Consider the following 15593-nt stretch of genomic DNA (forward strand, 5'->3'; position numbering starts at 1 on the left):
AAAAATAAAATTCAAAAATAAAAATTAAAAGGCCTGTTAAAAGACCTCAGTAACGAAGTTTAAAAATTTGTTTCTGCGCATCTAATTACATGCTTTATAAGCATGGCAACTGTCAGAGGTCCTACACCGCCAGGAACAGGGGTGATTAGGGATGCCTTCTTGATTACATTTTCGAAGTCTACGTCTCCGAATACGCCATCTTTTTCCTGGGTAATGCCTACGTCAAAAATTACTGCACCTTCCTTTACCATATCGGCTTTGATAAGGTGTTTGACTCCAGTCGCTACCACCAGGATGTCTGCCTCAAGAGTGTATCTCTTAAGGTCATCTGTGAACACGTGACAGATCGAAACGGTTGCATTGCGGTTAAGGAACATTGCTGCCATTGGTTTTCCAACAACGTTGCTGTGCCCGACAATAACCACATTTTTGCCCTTAATAGGCACATCATACTCTTCAAGCGCCCGGATAATCCCATGTGGAGTACAGGGAACAAGTCCTTCATCCCCTATCATTAGCTTTCCCATATTGTAGGGGTGAAAGCCATCCGCATCTTTCTCAGGGGCTATGGCTTCCATTGCTTCCTGAGGGAAAAGATGATTCGGGAGCGGGAGCTGAAGCAGAATTCCATGCACATTCTTATCTTTGTTAAGGGTATCGATCAGGGAGAGAAGTTCCTCCTGAGTGGTTTCTGTCGGAAGAAAGTGGTCTTCTGCCCGAATGCCTACACGTTCGCAGGCTTTGTGTTTAAGACGGACGTACATTTTGGAAGCAGGGTCGTCGCCAACAAGGATGGTAGCAAGTCCCGGTGTAACTCCCCGGCCACTTTCCAGAGCCTCAACTCCAGCCTCTACTTCATCTTCAATCTGCTTTGCAAGAACTTTCCCATCTATAATTCGTGATTCGTACCCTTCATATGACATTGATAAAACATCCACTTCTTTGATTAACAATAAACTGGGAATCTTGAACAAAGTTCCCTGACCTTGCCACTTGTTTCCGACAGGAGCCTATCGTTTTCTGAGTTCGTAATTGCAATCTCTATATAGTCGGCAATTAATTCCATTTCCGTTTCCTTCATACCTCTCGTGGTACAGGCAGGGGTTCCGAGCCTTACACCGCTTGTGATAAAGGGACTGCGGGTCTCGAAGGGCACGGTATTTTTATTTGCAATAATCCCGGCTTTGCTCATAGCAGCTTCTGCATCCTTGCCTGTTATGTTCATATTATTGAGGTTGACAAGCATAAGATGATTGTCCGTGCCGCCAGAGACGATATCAAAGCCCTTTTCTTTCAGGCATTTACAGAGAGTTTTTGCATTCCTTACAGTCTGAATCTGATCCTGTTTGAACTTCTCACTCATGGCCTCTTTAAAAGCGACTGCCTTTCCAGCTATGATGTGCATGAGAGGTCCGCCCTGAAGGCCGGGGAAAACCGCTTTGTTAATTCCTGTCGCAAGTTCTTCTGTTTTGGAAATAATCATTCCGCCCCTTGGGCCCCGGAGGGTTTTGTGGGTTGTGCTGGTAACGAAATCCGCGTAAGGCACAGGACTAGGGTGCACACCTGCAACTACAAGCCCTGCAATGTGAGCAATATCCGCAAGCAAATAGGCTCCGACCTCGTCAGCAATTTCTCGGAACTGCTTGAAATCGATTTCACGAGGATAAGCTGAAGCCCCGCAAACAATCATTTGCGGCTTGCATTCCTTTGCTTTTCCCATAAGTTCGGAATAATCCAGCGTCTCAGTCTTTTTACTTACCCCGTAAGGCACAATATTAAAGAGCTTTCCGGAAAAACTCACAGGGCTGCCGTGAGAAAGATGCCCGCCGTGCGAGAGATCCATGGACATGATGGTATCTCCGGGATGCAAAACCGAGAAATAGACAGCCATATTCGCTCCAGAACCCGAGTGAGGCTGGACATTTACATAATTTGCGTTAAAGATTTTCTTTGCCCTGACAATCGCAAGATCCTCAGCAACATCTACGAAATCGCAGCCACCATAGTATCGCTTGCCTGAATATCCTTCGGCATATTTATTGGTCAGAATCGATCCCTGAGCTTCCATAACGGCTTTGCTCGCATAATTTTCAGATGCGATAAGATTTAATTTATATTCCTGGCGCTCGGCTTCTTTCTTGATAGCCTCGGCCAATTCCGGATCAATTTTTTCAATATAAGACATTACTGTCACCTGTAACCTGTTCATTTAAAATTGTTCAAAATCAAAAATTTTTATGGCTTGGGTTGATTAATGATAACATGCGAATATATCCAGGAGCTAGCTGACAGACTGGAAAGTTACTCAAGAGGTTGGCGTTCAGCGATAGAACCGCCGGATAAGCGTGAGTGTAATTAAACAGGCTTTAACCTTCCTGATTGGGGATTTTTATTCTGAAGTTTCAAAACTTCCGGCAAAAAGCTCCTGAATCTCTTGAAGATAGGAAATTTGGAAATCTAAAAAGCCCTTATGGCTTATAGATTTCGTGGAATACCTATAAGGTTGGAATATTTATAACTATCAGGGATTAATGAAGTTATTAATTGGTAAAATCTATTCCGGTTTTATGTGATCTAAGCATTTGCTCAAATCCCGGTTACTACATTTCTATCCTCAATTTTAAGTTTACCCTCGGTAAAAAGCCTGACTGCTTCAGGGTAGATAATGTGTTCCTGCTCCAGAATTCTGGCAGTAAGGGTTTCTTCCGTATCCCCACTAAGCACAGGCACACATTTCTGGAGGATTATTGGCCCTGAGTCTAACCCTTCATCAACAAAATGCACTGTGCAGCCTGCAACTTTTACCCCGTATTCGAAAGCCTGCTTCTGTGCGTGAAGTCCTTTGAAGGCAGGAAGAAGAGAAGGATGAATGTTCATAATTCTATTCCTGTAGACCTTAATTATTTCATTTCCTAAAATCCGGAAGTAGCCTGCAAGCAAAAGAAGATCAGTATCATATTGGCTCAGAACGTTCAGGATTGCCCGATCATATTCATCCCGGCCATACTCACTCGGATCAAGAAATACCGCATTTATTCCATGATTCCTTGCACGTTCGAGCGCATACGCGTCTGCCTTATTGGAAATAACCACATTAATTGCCGCATTCTTTATGTAACCCTTTTCAATGCTGTCCATAATCGCCTGGAGATTCGAACCCCTTCCAGAAACCAGCACTGCAATCTTTACAGTCATCAAAGCTTTTAGATTGAAACAGTGCTATATTAGGGTTTTGGAACAACCGTTGCGCCGGTTGGATCAAAACCGTTGCGCCGGTTTATCACGCCGATAGGGTTCGGGGATAAGGTTATCAAATTCAAATGCTGAACCTTTTCGGGAAGCCTTTTTTGAAAAAGGTCTTGGAACAATCGTTGCGCCGGTTTATCATGCCGTTGCTCGGGGTTTTCGCTCAAGCCTTTTTTCAAAAGGCTTGTTTTTCAAAAGGTTTGTTTAACTCGGGCGGCGGAAACTCAGCTTTTAATTCTCATCATGGGTTTCTCTACGTTCCTCTATGAAATTAAGAAGCTCCTGGGAATCAGAGATCCTGTCAAGTTCTTTTTTCTCTATAAGAACTGTGTTTTCTACGGATTTTATTTTTGAGCGTCCGTTGATAATAAATACGGATTGTGTCTCCGTGACGCAGGAAATACTGCTCATTAGATGAGCCCTTTTGACCACGGTCGTATTGAATTCGCTGACTCCTGTAAGGATAACTGAAGATTTATCCCGTGAAATGGCCTTGAAAGGAGCCTGGGCGGTAGGAAGGACATCATAGCCAAGCATAGAAATGGTATTCAGGATCAAATCTTCCGGCAAAAGAGTGCAGGGCTTTTCTTGAGCTTCAGTTCTGGATTCTGCCTTTTTCCTGGGCTTCCTGCTCCCACAGGATTTCAGGATATTTATAGGCCTTGCAAGTTCAACCCCAAAGATATCCTCCAGCTGGAGCACGACGTCTATCGATGCATCCATGCCTTCTTCTTCGTACTTGCTGATAGTTCTCCTTGAAACCCCCACCATGGCAGCAAGAGTCCCAAGAGACATTGACTGATCCATCCTGGCTTTTTTAAGGATATCTCCTTCTATGGAGACATATAGACCGCCCGGAGCTGCTGAAACCAGAGGAGGAACATTCTCAATAAAGTAGTCATAGAGAGTCTGCACATTCAGGGCGAGGATGTCGTAGCGCATATACACAACGCTATCTTCTAGCATCTGGTCTCTAGTCTTTGCCCCCACTACAATAGCAGAACCTCCAAGGTATTCGGCCAGGTACTTCATCTCCCTGGCAGTTTCTTCATTCAGGCCGTCAATATTAAATAAAACCTTGCAAAGTAATAGTGTTTCATCCTTCCGCGCGGCAACATCAAAGCTCCTCGGGCGAATATTGCAGCGATCAGAGAGTGCAAAACCTGCATGTGCTAATACATCAATAATTTGATGTATGAGAACTTCTTTTGTCATTCCAGTATCAATCTCTGTTTGAACATCTATATATATTTTTCTTTACTTTTGACAATACCCACAGTGGGAAAAAACGTCGGAGAGTAACGAAAACAGTAATTATCCGAAACGTATATGGGAAACAAAAAGGCAAAAACTGGAACAGAAAAAAATGATTATCGGAATTGATGATACTGACTCAAACGAAGGAATGTGCACAACGTATCTGGGAGCTCTGCTGCTGGACGAACTTCAGGCCTACGGAACTGTGGAAACTCTTCCGCTTCTTATACGCCTGAACCCGACTATCCCTTACAAAACGAGAGGAAACGCTGCAGTAGCACTGAAACTCAATACTGACTGCCCGGAAAAGGTAATTGCCCATGTTGTGTCCAGAATAGAAGAACTTGCACGCATGGAATGCGAAAAAACTAATCCGGGAACAGTTTTTGTCCTGGAAAAAGATTACGATAGGCTCAAGCCTATCCTCAGGAGATTTCTGAAGAAAGCTGTAAGGGATGTTATCGAAATTGAGGAGGCAAAAAGCCTGGTCTCAGAATCCGGAATTCCTTCAAAAGGTTTCAAAAACGGAAGAGGGCTGATAGGCGCCCTTGCAGCCTGCGGAGCTATGCTGAACCTCGAGGAATGGGACCACACTTTCGAGTACTTGGCATATAGGCAAAATGAAAAATGGGGAACCCCCCGAGAAATTGAAAAGGAAAGTTTCTTTGAAGCCGACAGGAAGACCTATCCTGAAACCTGGGACACTGTGGATCTTAAAAACAGACTTGTTGTCTGTGTACCTCATTCTGGCGATCCAGTGCTTTTCGGAATCAGAGGAGAAAATCCGGCCATAGTTACTGAGGCTGCCTCCCTTATCAGGGCTGAACCCGTCGAGCGTTTTGCCGTATACAGAACAAACCAGGGTACTGATATGCACCTGCTTTCCGTAGAAAAGCTCACTGAAATTCAGGACATGCACTCTTACAGGCTCAAAGGCACGGTTTCGTCAGTTCCGAAAACAATTCACGGCGGACACGTTATTTTTACTATCCGGGATGAGAAAGAAAACGAAATTGACTGCGCAGCCTTTGAACCCACAAAAAACTTCCGGTTACTTATAAGGAAGCTAAGGCCAGGAGACAGGGTTGCAATGTCCGGAAGTGTCAGTTCTGGAACACTCAACATCGAAAAAATAGAGATAAAAAATCTCGCCTCTCTTTATAGAGAAGAAAACCCAATATGTCTGACCTGCGGAAAACACATGAAATCGTCAGGTCAGTCCCAAGGCTTCCGCTGCAAAAAATGCGGGACTCAGGCCACCTCAAAAATCATGTGTGAAGTAAAAAGGGACCTTACAGCAGGATTATACGAAGTCCCACCCTGCGCCCGCCGACACCTTGCAAAGCCCCTTGTCAGGGAACACAGATCCGATATAGATATTAATCCTGCCCGCTAAAAAAATAGGCGGGCAAGAAAGCTCGCTCAGGAAGTTCGAGTCACATGAATCAGGCCTTTTAAAAAAGTACAGTCCTCCCGAGGGAACTCAGGGAGCTTAATTGGAGGGCGGCACAGGAGGAGTTTTTCTTTTATGTTCGCTTCTCTCTATACGTTTCATGACCGAGTTCAACTGCTCTGTGGAGATCTCAAGTGTATTCATAATGGTTTCAGGAGTTTCATTCATCTCAAGCCTTTTGAGCACCTCATCCACTTTTACGTAGGAAATCCCTAGATCGGCTTCGTCGGTCTGGCCTGCCCAGAGCCCAGCTGAAGGTTTTTTCGTGATAAGAGGGTCAGGGATTCCCAGCCTGCGAGAGAGCTCCCAGACCTCGGTTTTATAAAGTCCGCCTATGGGTTCGAGATCAACGCCTCCATCTCCGTATTTCGTGAAATAACCAAGAAGAATCTCGGTTTTATTTCCAGTTCCCATGACCATACGGTTCATGTGGTTTGCATGGAAGTAAAGGAGGGACATTCTGGTTCTTGCTTTCAGGTTGCCCTTACATAGTCGGTCTGCAGATTCACTATCAGGGACTACAGCCATGAAGGCTGAAATAATTCCGGAAATATCAACAGTTTTAAACTCGATTCCCAGCCAGTCTGCAAGGATTTTTGCATCTCTGCTGTCTTCAGCAGGGGTAAGGCCGAATTCAGGCATGTGGATTCCTAGCACTTTATCTTTTCCCAGAGCTTTTACGGTAAGCGTTGCGGCAAGGGCTGAGTCTATTCCGCCACTGATGCCTATAACAGCTCCGTCTACACCTGCTTTACGGGTTTCATTCCGGATAAAATCAATAATCTTGTTCTGCGCGATTTCAAGGTTCATGCTGTCAATTTCAAGGTTCATGCTGTCAATTCCTGGGTGTTCGTCAGGAGTATAGTTAAAAATGACATTAAAATCCTGAGAATTCAAGATCCTGATGGTTCAAGATCCTGATGGTAGTACACTCTAAAGAAGCCAGATTTAAACGGCTATTCAAGTTTAAATGATTAATTTAAAATTAAATGACTACTTTGAGTGTTAAACAATTTTATACACAGAAGTTCCAGGCATATAAAACCTCAGAAAAAAAAGAGATAGGGTAAACTTATTTAATAAATGGAATACATAGGGAGCATTATATCCCGGGTATACTATAAATAACTGATTATCAAATGTACCTCTAACAGACAAATACAAATTATTATCCGGACAGGGTACAGACTAAAGGGGGTTTTTGCGGATAGGAGGACTGAACCGAAAACTCAAGGTATAGTATGTTCCATTATAAACCCTCCGGGATAAAAAAACTCTCAGATCAAAGGCATTGAAATAAAAAGACATCCAATATAGGAAACAGGTAGTTCCATAATGTACAGCCGGAAAAAGATTAAAATTCCGGTATCAGTTTCATTTTACGCGATTATTAAATAAAAGTTACAATCAAAAAGACAACTATTTTCGGGATGATCTATGGAAGAAATACAGTTGAAGGTTGAAAAGGCATATCCTATCGACCTTGGAAGAGGAATTATCCGACTTGATCCTACAACTTTGCTGAAACTTCAGCTCTCGCCAGGCGACATCGTGGAAATAAGGGGTAAGAAAAAGACCACGGCAAAGGTTTGGAGGGCGGACAGGCAGGACTGGGACCAGGGGCTCGTGAGAATTGACAACTTCATCCGGCAAAATGCAGGCGTTTCCATAGGAGAAAAGGTAACGATCAAAAAGGTTGAAGCCCCTGAAGCAAAAAAGCTTATCCTGGCGCTTCCGGAAAGCATGACACAGGGGGGACCTGAACTTCAGTTTGGGGAACACGCAAATGAAATCATAAAGCGGCACATTCTCAAAAGGCCGGTTTTCAGGGGGGACATCATTCCGATAATAAATTCGATGTCTCAGCCAATGACAGAATCCCTTACTACAAGCCAGGTAATTCCCCTGGTTGCTGTTGAGACTGATCCTTCAAACACAATTGTCCTTATTACGGAAGCAACGCTTATCGAACTTCGCAAAAAGCCGGTACAGGGATACGAAAAAGCAACCCGAGGCGTAACCACCTATGAAGACATAGGAGGCCTCGGGGATGAGATTATGCGTGTCCGGGAAATGATAGAGCTGCCAATGAAGCATCCCGAACTTTTCGGTCACCTGAATATTGAGCCTCCTAAAGGAGTCATTCTCTATGGTCCACCCGGAACCGGAAAAACCCTAATTGCAAAAGCCGTAGCCAATGAATCCGGAGCAAGTTTCCATTATATTGCCGGCCCTGAGATTGTAGGTAAATTCTATGGAGAAAGTGAAGAAAGGCTCAGGAAGATCTTCGAAGAAGCAACTCAGGACGCGCCATCGGTCATTTTCATTGACGAAATAGATTCCATTGCTCCAAAAAGGGAAAACGTAACTGGGGAAGTGGAAAGGCGTGTGGTCGCCCAGCTCTTGACCCTGCTCGATGGGATGGTAGAGAGAGGACAGGTTGTGGTTATAGGAGCCACAAACCGTGTTGATGCAATCGACCCCGCACTCCGGAGACCAGGCCGCTTTGACAGAGAAATCCATATCGGCGTGCCTGATACTAAGGATAGGTACGAGATCCTGCAGATTCATACAAGAGGCATGCCTATAGAAAGAAATGGAGAAAACGAGGAGAGCGGAAAAGTCGAAACCGAACTTGATGAAGCTGCCCTTGAGAGGGAAAGGAAAGAAAAGACAGATAAATACTTGATGTATCTAGCTGAAAGGACGCAGGGTTTTGTAGGTGCTGATCTGCTGGCTCTTGTGCAGGAAGCTGCCATGCGCTGCCTTAGGGAAAATCTGCCTGACCTTGACCTGGAAAATGAAGCAATTCCGCCTGAAAGGCTGGAAAAAATCGTAGTAACCAAGAAAAACTTTGAAGACGCCCTGATGGAGGCTGAGCCCTCGGCTCTTAGAGAAATTTATGTGGAAATGCCCACAGTTGGCTGGGATGATGTTGGAGGGCTCGAGGAAGCAAAGCAGTCCATTATTGAGGCTGTGGAATGGCCCATTAAAAATCCGGAAAAGTTCGCTCGGATGGGCATAAAGGCTCCAAGAGGAATCCTGCTTTACGGCCCGCCAGGAACTGGAAAGACTCTGATAGCCCAGGCCGTTTCCAAGGAGTCAAATGCGAACTTCATTAGTGTCAAAGGGCCTGAGATGTTCTCGAAGTGGCTTGGAGAATCGGAAAAAGCTATCCGCGAAACCTTCAGAAAAGCTCGTCAGGTCGCTCCCTGTGTGATTTTCTTTGACGAGATCGACTCGGTTGCTTCTATGCCAGGGATGGAATCCACGGACAGCCGCACTTCAGAGAGAGTACTTAACCAGCTCCTGACCGAGATGGATGGGCTTGAGTCCCTTAGAGATGTGGTGGTCATTGCCGCAACCAATCGACCTAACCTGCTGGACCCAGCAATCCTGCGCCCGGGCCGTTTTGACAGGTTGGTCTACATAGGCTCTCCTGACCGGAAAGGCAGGCTCAAAATCTTCAGGATCCATACAAAGGATACGCCCCTTGCTGAAGATGTGGACCTTGAAAACCTTGCCGATGTAACTGAGGGTTACGTTGGTGCCGATATCGAGTCTGTGTGCAGGGAAGCCGTAATGATTGCTCTAAGGGAGAACTTCGATACAGAATATGTAGAAATGAGACACTTCAGGGAAGCTCTGAAGAAGGTAAAACCCACAATTACGGAGAATATCGCTCAGTTCTACGAAAAGATCGAGGCACAGTTCAAAGGAGGTCAAAGACTCACAGAAACAGCTGGCTATATCGGTTACAGGTAAAGATTACAGGCAATTACATGCAAGGGTTACTGGTAAAAATAACAGGTAAGAATTTAAGCCAGTAACTCTTTAGGTGAGTAGTTTTAAAAGGAAAAAGTTTTAAAGAACCTGGTTTCAAATGAAATAAAATATTCAAAGTTAAAAGCCAGCTTTACCCAAACCGATAATACACTGCGAACGGAGATATGATAAAAATGTCGAAGGAATTTGCAAGGAACCTCTTTAACAAGCAGGTAATGGCTACCGACGGAACAGAGATCGGAACGTTGAGCAACGTTGTAGTCGAGATTAAAGGGGGAAATATTATTGACATGGTGGTCGCCCCGAATGTCAATTTAGATACTTCCAGGTACAGGAGAGCGGATAACTTTATCCTCATTCCTTTCGATTCCGTAAGTGCCATTAAAGACTATATAATAATAGACAAAATGAAAGCAAAGCTAAACTAAATAGCCCGAGTCGGTTTCTCGGTTCCTTTTCGCCCGAATCCCTTCTTGGGAGAACGGCCCCTCTTTAAGAGTTGAGTTGTGGCTCCCGAGTTCCGCTTTGGGAGCATGGGACTCTTTTCGCTCCCCGAGTTCCGTTTCGGGAGGACGGGGCCTTTTTCGCTCACTTCATTCGCTCAAGAGGGCTGGATTAGGGGCAAAATTGCTTTTTTAACTCTCAAGCGGACAATTTTAAGTTTTATTTTTCCTCTTGAACCGCTCATGGCGAGAACCAAATAGTCTTTTCTAATTTAACTAAAACGAAGGATGCCCAAGGTAATTTTTGGGGTTGAAGAAGATTATCTGGTAAAGCATTTTGCTTCACTTGTTAAAAAAGATGGAAGCTGAGGGTGGAAATTACTTTAATCTGGAAGGCTCAGACATGAAAATTTTTCGGAATTTATGAAAAACAAAAGGAACCATATCAGCAGTAAAGAGCAAAATACTGAGCATATTGACGGCTTTTTTTACGAAGGGGCAAACAGCAGCCAGATGGCTTTCTAAACCTGTTATTCGGACAGGGTTTCGAAGAAACATACTCATAAATTTGATGAGTACATGATTTGTGTTAGTGGCCAGGGACGACCCAATTTGATAAAATACCCGATAGTCTCCAACTCTGCCGGTATGTAACAGTTCGGGTTCATGTGAGTTCTTTTTTATTTCCGTTACTATCCGGAAACGGATCTGTAAGCTTTTTGATCGCAAATTTAGATGTTCTTTTCGTTCGGCAGGATCTTAACAAAAAGAGAAAGATGATAAAAGAGCTTATTTGATCAATTTGATCAGGGAGGGGTTATAAGAAAGAGAAAAAAAGAGTATATGGAGATTGGCATTTAATTTCGCGCCAACAGTTTAAATTCTCCTCTTTTTCTTAATTCATCCGCTTATCATTTTCCAATATGTTACATCAAGCCGTCTTTGCCGTAAATTAGCAAAGATACCTGCGAGAATTACGTATTATCAACAATACAATCAAAACAAATCCGGCTGTAAGCACAATGGCTATAACACGATGCTGAGAAAAATGGTTAAAGAGGGATGTGAGTGCAAGTCCAATAAGAGTAACTGCAATTACATAGTAATTTTTTTGCCTTGAGATATCGAGATATAATCTCAAATTATTATTTACCAATTCATCAGATTCTCTATATACTACCGTATTACCCCTTCTTACTAGCTTTCTGTGATGAAATATTGCCAGCACATTAATTATTGAGATCAAAAAAGCCATAAATAAACACAAAAAAGAAAAAAAGACATGATAAGAACGGAGAGCTTCACTGATGTTAGGGGTCAATCTGCCTAAAAAAAAAGTAAGAGCCGTAATAATGAAACCAAATGTTGTAATTATCAGGGTTATCAGTGAATAATATCTATCCAGAATTTTGGATTGTTCATAGAATAAATCTTTTTCGACATTTCTTTGCATAGTTTGGACTTCATCCTCTACCTTTTTATCCCCTAAAGTTTCATCCTCTAACATATCGTTACCCCACTCTCAATTTTTGGATCTCCTTTAGCTTGATTCGGCTAATGCATCCTGAAAAGAGAATTCAGAAAGAACGTTTATCAAACAATGTGCCCTTCAATACTGTTTATTTTTGTTTGGTAAATCCTTTTGAAATGATATTTTGATTATTTATATATTTATACAAATAAAAGAATAGATCCCTGTAAGATTCAAATTTATATCGAAGAATTATTGAAGTAGCTATTGATAGGTAGGTAAGATGCACACTGAAAGTAATAATATTCAGGATTACCTCAAAAAAAGCGACGTCATAGACTATGATCATAAGCTAATCGTTGATAAATGCCTTGAATTAAAAGAAGGCACCAATGATGAAATCAGCTTAATTAAGAAAATTTACGAGTTTGTTAGGGACGATGTTCATCATTCAGGGGATATAGGTACACAGGAGGTTACCTGCAAGGCATCAGAGGTTCTGGAAGCTGGCCATGGGATCTGCTGTGCCAAAGCCCATCTGTTTGCAGCCATGCTGAGATATTTCGGGGTGCCAGCTGGATTCTGTTATCAAAAACTTTCCTCAAGTCGTGATGTTAACATAAAATTCTTGCATGGTCTAAATGCAGTATATTTAAAAGATCTGGATAAATGGATACGGTTAGATGCAAGAGGTAACAAGCCAGGCCGTGACGCTCAGTTTTCCATATACGAAGAAAAGCTTTCCAAGCCCGTTAGTAAAGAGCTTGGGGAAGAAGACCATCCCGGAATCTTCACAGAGCCCAATCCGACTGTTATTGAATTATTAAAGAAAAGTAATAACATGAAAGAATTATGGATTCAGTGGGATCTAGGGCTGAAAGAGTTGTTTAAAATATAAAAATTGATATAGAGGGCTTCAGAGGGGATCCTCAGAGAGCTTCAGGGGAAGTAGAAATAGCGACGCTTTTTAAATCCAGCCTTTTGATTCGAGAAATTCAAGAGCTTCTACGGTCCCGTCCCCAAATGAAGCTTCTGTCACATAATCCGCAGCTTCCTTTATAATTTCGTCCCCGTTTCCGACGGCAATCCCAAAACCTGAGACTTCAAACATCTCCACGTCGTTTTCTGAATCTCCTATGGCTACGAAATCTTCGGATTTCAACCCCATTATGCTTGCAAGTTTCATGAGGCCGACCCCTTTATTGATTTTCGTGCTCTTGATATGGATGGCATATTTAGTATCAACCATTTCGACGTCCAGATTCTGGGTTTTGAGAAGAGTTCTGGCTTTTTCGAGATCAAAATCTCTCCGGAGGGCAATCTCGGTTTTTCGGTATAAAGGATCAAGTTTGGTTAGCTTGAAATATTCAGAAAGAAAAGAATAGGCCTTCTCGCATTCCTCAAGGCTTTCCTCAAAAGTGCCCTGCAAATCGAAGCGAATAGTAATAGCCCCTCCGTTTTCTGCAATTACTGCACCATCGAGGCCAATAAGCCTTGAGGCTGTCCTTGCATAACACAGAGTATTTCCTGTGGCAAGCATGACCGGGACTTTAAGAGAACGGATTTTTTTCATGGCCCCCAGATGAAGTTCCCTTTTCTCGCAGGTGATTGTACCGTCAATATCGGCAACAATGGCTTTGAATCTCATAAAAAAGATTGGGTAAGGATAGATAAAATGTTTCCTTACCCGGCTTGATTCTTACTTTCACTGGTCTGTGAGTCCGGCTGTAGTAACTGCGATAACCGCTTCTCCTTCGGGCAGGTTAGGAGAATCCACAAGACGTATAATCCTTTTATCTCCTTTGGATTTCCGCAGGTAAAGCCTGAAGGTTGCTGTGTGTCCGACTACGTGTCCTCCGACAGGCCTTGTGGGATCACCGAAAAAGGCATCGGGTTTTGCCATGACCTGATTTGTTACAACCACGCAGGCATTAAATAAGTCCCCGAAGCGGAGAAGGCCGTGCATGTGCTTATTAAGTTTCTGCTGCCGGTCGGCAAGGGTTCCCCTTCCTACATATTCAGCCCTGAAATGAGCCATAAGAGAGTCAACAATCAGCAAGCGAACGGGTTTTCCCATATCCCGGAGCTCGTTTGCCAGATCTGTTGCAGAATCCACAAGAAGGATCTGGTGATTGGAATTGTATGCTCTTGCGACATGGATATTCTGGAGGAACTCTTCTGGGTCAAGCTCCATGCCGTATTTCTCGGAAAGCCCTTTTACCATCTGGGCAATTCTTTCAGGTCTGAAAGTATTTTCAGTGTCTATGATAATAACCGAACCGTTAAGCCCTCCGTGCTCCCTGTCCATCTGGACATTAACTGCAAGCTGGTGGGCCAGCTGGGTTTTCCCGGAACCGAACTCTCCGTACAGTTCGGTAATTGCCTGGGTTTCTATGCCCCCGCCCATCATTTCATCAAATTCCGTACAACCGGTCGTCAGCTTGCCTACCATTTTCCGCCTTTCAAGCACGACGTCTCCGGTCTCAAAACCTCCAATATCAGCAGCTTGTCTTGCAGCATTGATGATTTTTGCAGCCGTAGATTCTCCGATTTCAGCTGTAGTTGCAAGTTCAGAAGGAGAGGCTACAGCCACCGCTTCAACAGTATTAAATCCGGCTTCTTTGAGTTTTTCTGCTGTTGCAGGGCCAACTCCGGGCAGCTCTTCGAGTGCTATTTCGCTCATTACAATTCTCCTAAGATGCACATGTTTGTATAAGGTGCATAACAGTTGCTCCACAATAGTTTTGCATGTATAAATAACTAGAGTAAGCGGGGTGAAAGTGTTTTAAAGCGCCTCTAAATCACGGTTATATTGTTGGGGAACCTGACAAATAGAGGAAAAATAAGAGAGCTTTTTCTGGCACTCACATTTAAAAGCCCAGAAAAAATAAGGAAGAGAGAAAAGAGAGGGAAAAGAGAAGAATAAGAGGAAAAAGAGAGAAAATAAGTGAAAATATCTAAAAAACCGGAAAAAACCAAAAATTCTTTTTACTTAGTAGATTATCACCCATCATGCCAAAGGTCGCAGTCGGCGGTACGTTTCAATATTTTCATGACGGCCACGCCAAACTGATTAAAAAAGCATTTGAGATAGCAAAGGATGGAAAAGTCCACATAGGGCTTACCTCGGACGAGATGCTAAGTAAAAGCCACAGCGTTGATAATTATGAAAAAAGGAGAAACTGGCTGCTGCAATACATAAGAGAAATGGGAATTCCAGATGACAAATATGAGATTACAAAGCTGAATGACCCCTACGGCCCTGCTCTCGAAGAGAATTTCGATTATATAATTGTCTCTCCTGAGACGTATCCAGTCGCCCTTAAAATGAATAGAATCAGGGAAGAAAAAGGAAAGAAGCCCCTTGAAATCGTATACGTTGAATATGTAATGGCTGAAGACGGAATCCCAATTTCCTCGACAAGGATTGCAAAAGGTGAAATTGACAGGCACGGCAGACTGAAAGAGAACATTAAGCATTGAGCACTTCACAGTCTAACTAGAAATAAACAGTTTAACTAACACTAAGAGTTAGACTCAATTACATTTATATTAAAATAGATATAAATTAGGATAGAAACATAAAGTGATAGTATGCCCAGAGAGTTTACACAGAAGGATATTGAGATTTTTAACAAGCTTGCTCCTGAAGCCGGAGGAAGATTGACCTCCAGGGAGGCAGGTCACCAGTTTCCTTTTATCCTGCGTCCGGTTTCACACAAATTTGCCGAATCACCTGAAGACTTCAGGAAAAGGCTAGAGAGGCTGAACCCTGAGGAACTTGATTACCTTGTAGGGCTTGCCCTGGAAGGAAAGGAGGATGTCCAATCTCTGGTAGAGGAAGACCTTGAAGAGCTGGTTGCAGTAATTGACGAAAAGCTGTCTCCTGAGAAGGCAAAGCAGCTAAAGGATTTCGTGGGAATTTTCTGAAAGGATA

14 protein-coding genes are annotated in these 15593 nt (G+C 43.3%); 6 read left to right on the forward strand and 8 right to left on the reverse strand.

What is annotated here, in order from left to right; translation table 11 throughout:
* Window positions 1–59 precede the first annotated feature (59 nt).
* From folD to BP861_RS10370, 4 genes are all read right to left on the reverse strand, one after another.
* Window positions 60–923, reverse strand: a complete 864-nt coding sequence (gene folD, locus BP861_RS10355; RefSeq protein ID WP_292375139.1) for a bifunctional methylenetetrahydrofolate dehydrogenase/methenyltetrahydrofolate cyclohydrolase FolD — start codon at window positions 921–923, stop codon at window positions 60–62.
* A gap of 23 nt (window positions 924–946) precedes the next feature.
* Window positions 947–2185, reverse strand: coding sequence for a bifunctional serine hydroxymethyltransferase/L-allo-threonine aldolase (gene glyA, locus BP861_RS10360; RefSeq protein ID WP_292375475.1), 1239 nt, complete (start codon window positions 2183–2185; stop codon window positions 947–949).
* Between the two features lie 401 nt (window positions 2186–2586).
* A complete protein-coding gene (purN, locus tag BP861_RS10365) occupies window positions 2587–3195 on the reverse strand; it encodes a phosphoribosylglycinamide formyltransferase (protein ID WP_292375142.1) in 609 nt (202 codons plus the stop codon).
* A 282-nt stretch (window positions 3196–3477) separates the two neighbouring features.
* Window positions 3478–4461, reverse strand: coding sequence for a transcriptional regulator (locus tag BP861_RS10370; protein WP_292375145.1), 984 nt, complete (start codon window positions 4459–4461; stop codon window positions 3478–3480).
* 151 nt (window positions 4462–4612) lie between these two features.
* Here BP861_RS10370 and BP861_RS10375 point away from each other — a divergent pair, with 151 nt between their 5' ends.
* A complete protein-coding gene (locus BP861_RS10375; RefSeq protein WP_292375147.1) occupies window positions 4613–5899 on the forward strand; it encodes a tRNA(Ile)(2)-agmatinylcytidine synthase in 1287 nt (428 codons plus the stop codon).
* A gap of 96 nt (window positions 5900–5995) precedes the next feature.
* On the opposite strand, the gene BP861_RS10380 is transcribed toward BP861_RS10375, so the two are convergent.
* Complete coding sequence (locus BP861_RS10380) at window positions 5996–6787, reverse strand: NAD+ synthase (protein WP_292375477.1); 792 nt, start codon at window positions 6785–6787, stop codon at window positions 5996–5998.
* A 606-nt stretch (window positions 6788–7393) separates the two neighbouring features.
* Between BP861_RS10380 and BP861_RS10385 the strand changes: the two genes are divergently transcribed.
* Window positions 7394–9721 carry a CDC48 family AAA ATPase gene (locus tag BP861_RS10385; protein ID WP_292375150.1) on the forward strand — a complete coding sequence of 776 codons (2328 nt, stop codon included), beginning with the start codon at window positions 7394–7396 and terminating at the stop codon, window positions 9719–9721.
* Window positions 9722–9915: 194 nt separating this feature from the next.
* Window positions 9916–10170 (forward strand): PRC-barrel domain-containing protein, encoded by a 255-nt coding sequence (locus BP861_RS10390; protein WP_292375153.1) that lies wholly within the window; start codon window positions 9916–9918, stop codon window positions 10168–10170.
* A 967-nt stretch (window positions 10171–11137) separates the two neighbouring features.
* On the opposite strand, the gene BP861_RS10395 is transcribed toward BP861_RS10390, so the two are convergent.
* Window positions 11138–11692 carry a hypothetical protein gene (locus BP861_RS10395; RefSeq protein ID WP_292375156.1) on the reverse strand — a complete coding sequence of 185 codons (555 nt, stop codon included), beginning with the start codon at window positions 11690–11692 and terminating at the stop codon, window positions 11138–11140.
* Between the two features lie 247 nt (window positions 11693–11939).
* On the opposite strand from BP861_RS10395, the gene BP861_RS10400 reads away from it, so the two are divergent.
* Window positions 11940–12554: a transglutaminase-like domain-containing protein gene (locus tag BP861_RS10400; protein WP_292375159.1), complete on the forward strand. Its 615-nt coding sequence runs from the start codon at window positions 11940–11942 to the stop codon at window positions 12552–12554.
* Window positions 12555–12623: 69 nt separating this feature from the next.
* Here BP861_RS10400 and BP861_RS10405 read toward each other — a convergent pair whose 3' ends face one another.
* On the reverse strand, window positions 12624–13304 hold the full coding sequence (locus BP861_RS10405; RefSeq protein ID WP_292375162.1) for a phosphoglycolate phosphatase: 681 nt from the start codon (window positions 13302–13304) through the stop codon (window positions 12624–12626).
* 57 nt (window positions 13305–13361) lie between these two features.
* Window positions 13362–14339 (reverse strand): DNA repair and recombination protein RadA, encoded by a 978-nt coding sequence (radA, locus tag BP861_RS10410; protein ID WP_292375165.1) that lies wholly within the window; start codon window positions 14337–14339, stop codon window positions 13362–13364.
* A 329-nt stretch (window positions 14340–14668) separates the two neighbouring features.
* On the opposite strand from radA, the gene BP861_RS10415 reads away from it, so the two are divergent.
* Both BP861_RS10415 and BP861_RS10420 read left to right on the forward strand, forming a co-directional pair.
* Window positions 14669–15139 carry a phosphopantetheine adenylyltransferase gene (locus tag BP861_RS10415; RefSeq protein WP_292375168.1) on the forward strand — a complete coding sequence of 157 codons (471 nt, stop codon included), beginning with the start codon at window positions 14669–14671 and terminating at the stop codon, window positions 15137–15139.
* A 111-nt stretch (window positions 15140–15250) separates the two neighbouring features.
* Entirely contained in the window at window positions 15251–15586 is a 336-nt protein-coding gene (locus BP861_RS10420; protein WP_292375171.1) for a hypothetical protein, read from the forward strand.
* The last annotated feature ends 7 nt before the right edge of the window (window positions 15587–15593 follow it).

Origin of the sequence: Methanosarcina sp. UBA411, from assembly GCF_002495725.1 — an archaeon.
Classification (GTDB): domain Archaea; phylum Halobacteriota; class Methanosarcinia; order Methanosarcinales; family Methanosarcinaceae; genus Methanosarcina.

Excerpts from the sequence above, each read along its gene's own strand:
- BP861_RS10390 (WP_292375153.1), top strand. The coding sequence starts at position 9,916 with ATGTCGAAGGAATTTGCAAGGAACCTCTTTAACAAGCAGGTAATGGCT.
- BP861_RS10395 (WP_292375156.1), bottom strand. The coding sequence starts at position 11,692 with ATGTTAGAGGATGAAACTTTAGGGGATAAAAAGGTAGAGGATGAAGTC.
- glyA (WP_292375475.1), bottom strand. The coding sequence starts at position 2,185 with ATGTCTTATATTGAAAAAATTGATCCGGAATTGGCCGAGGCTATCAAG.
- BP861_RS10380 (WP_292375477.1), bottom strand. The coding sequence starts at position 6,787 with ATGAACCTTGAAATTGACAGCATGAACCTTGAAATCGCGCAGAACAAG.
- BP861_RS10370 (WP_292375145.1), bottom strand. The coding sequence starts at position 4,461 with ATGACAAAAGAAGTTCTCATACATCAAATTATTGATGTATTAGCACAT.
- BP861_RS10385 (WP_292375150.1), top strand. The coding sequence starts at position 7,394 with ATGGAAGAAATACAGTTGAAGGTTGAAAAGGCATATCCTATCGACCTT.
- folD (WP_292375139.1), bottom strand. The coding sequence starts at position 923 with ATGTCATATGAAGGGTACGAATCACGAATTATAGATGGGAAAGTTCTT.
- purN (WP_292375142.1), bottom strand. The coding sequence starts at position 3,195 with ATGACTGTAAAGATTGCAGTGCTGGTTTCTGGAAGGGGTTCGAATCTC.
- BP861_RS10400 (WP_292375159.1), top strand. The coding sequence starts at position 11,940 with ATGCACACTGAAAGTAATAATATTCAGGATTACCTCAAAAAAAGCGAC.
- BP861_RS10415 (WP_292375168.1), top strand. The coding sequence starts at position 14,669 with ATGCCAAAGGTCGCAGTCGGCGGTACGTTTCAATATTTTCATGACGGC.
- BP861_RS10420 (WP_292375171.1), top strand. The coding sequence starts at position 15,251 with ATGCCCAGAGAGTTTACACAGAAGGATATTGAGATTTTTAACAAGCTT.
- radA (WP_292375165.1), bottom strand. The coding sequence starts at position 14,339 with ATGAGCGAAATAGCACTCGAAGAGCTGCCCGGAGTTGGCCCTGCAACA.
- BP861_RS10405 (WP_292375162.1), bottom strand. The coding sequence starts at position 13,304 with ATGAGATTCAAAGCCATTGTTGCCGATATTGACGGTACAATCACCTGC.
- BP861_RS10375 (WP_292375147.1), top strand. The coding sequence starts at position 4,613 with ATGATTATCGGAATTGATGATACTGACTCAAACGAAGGAATGTGCACA.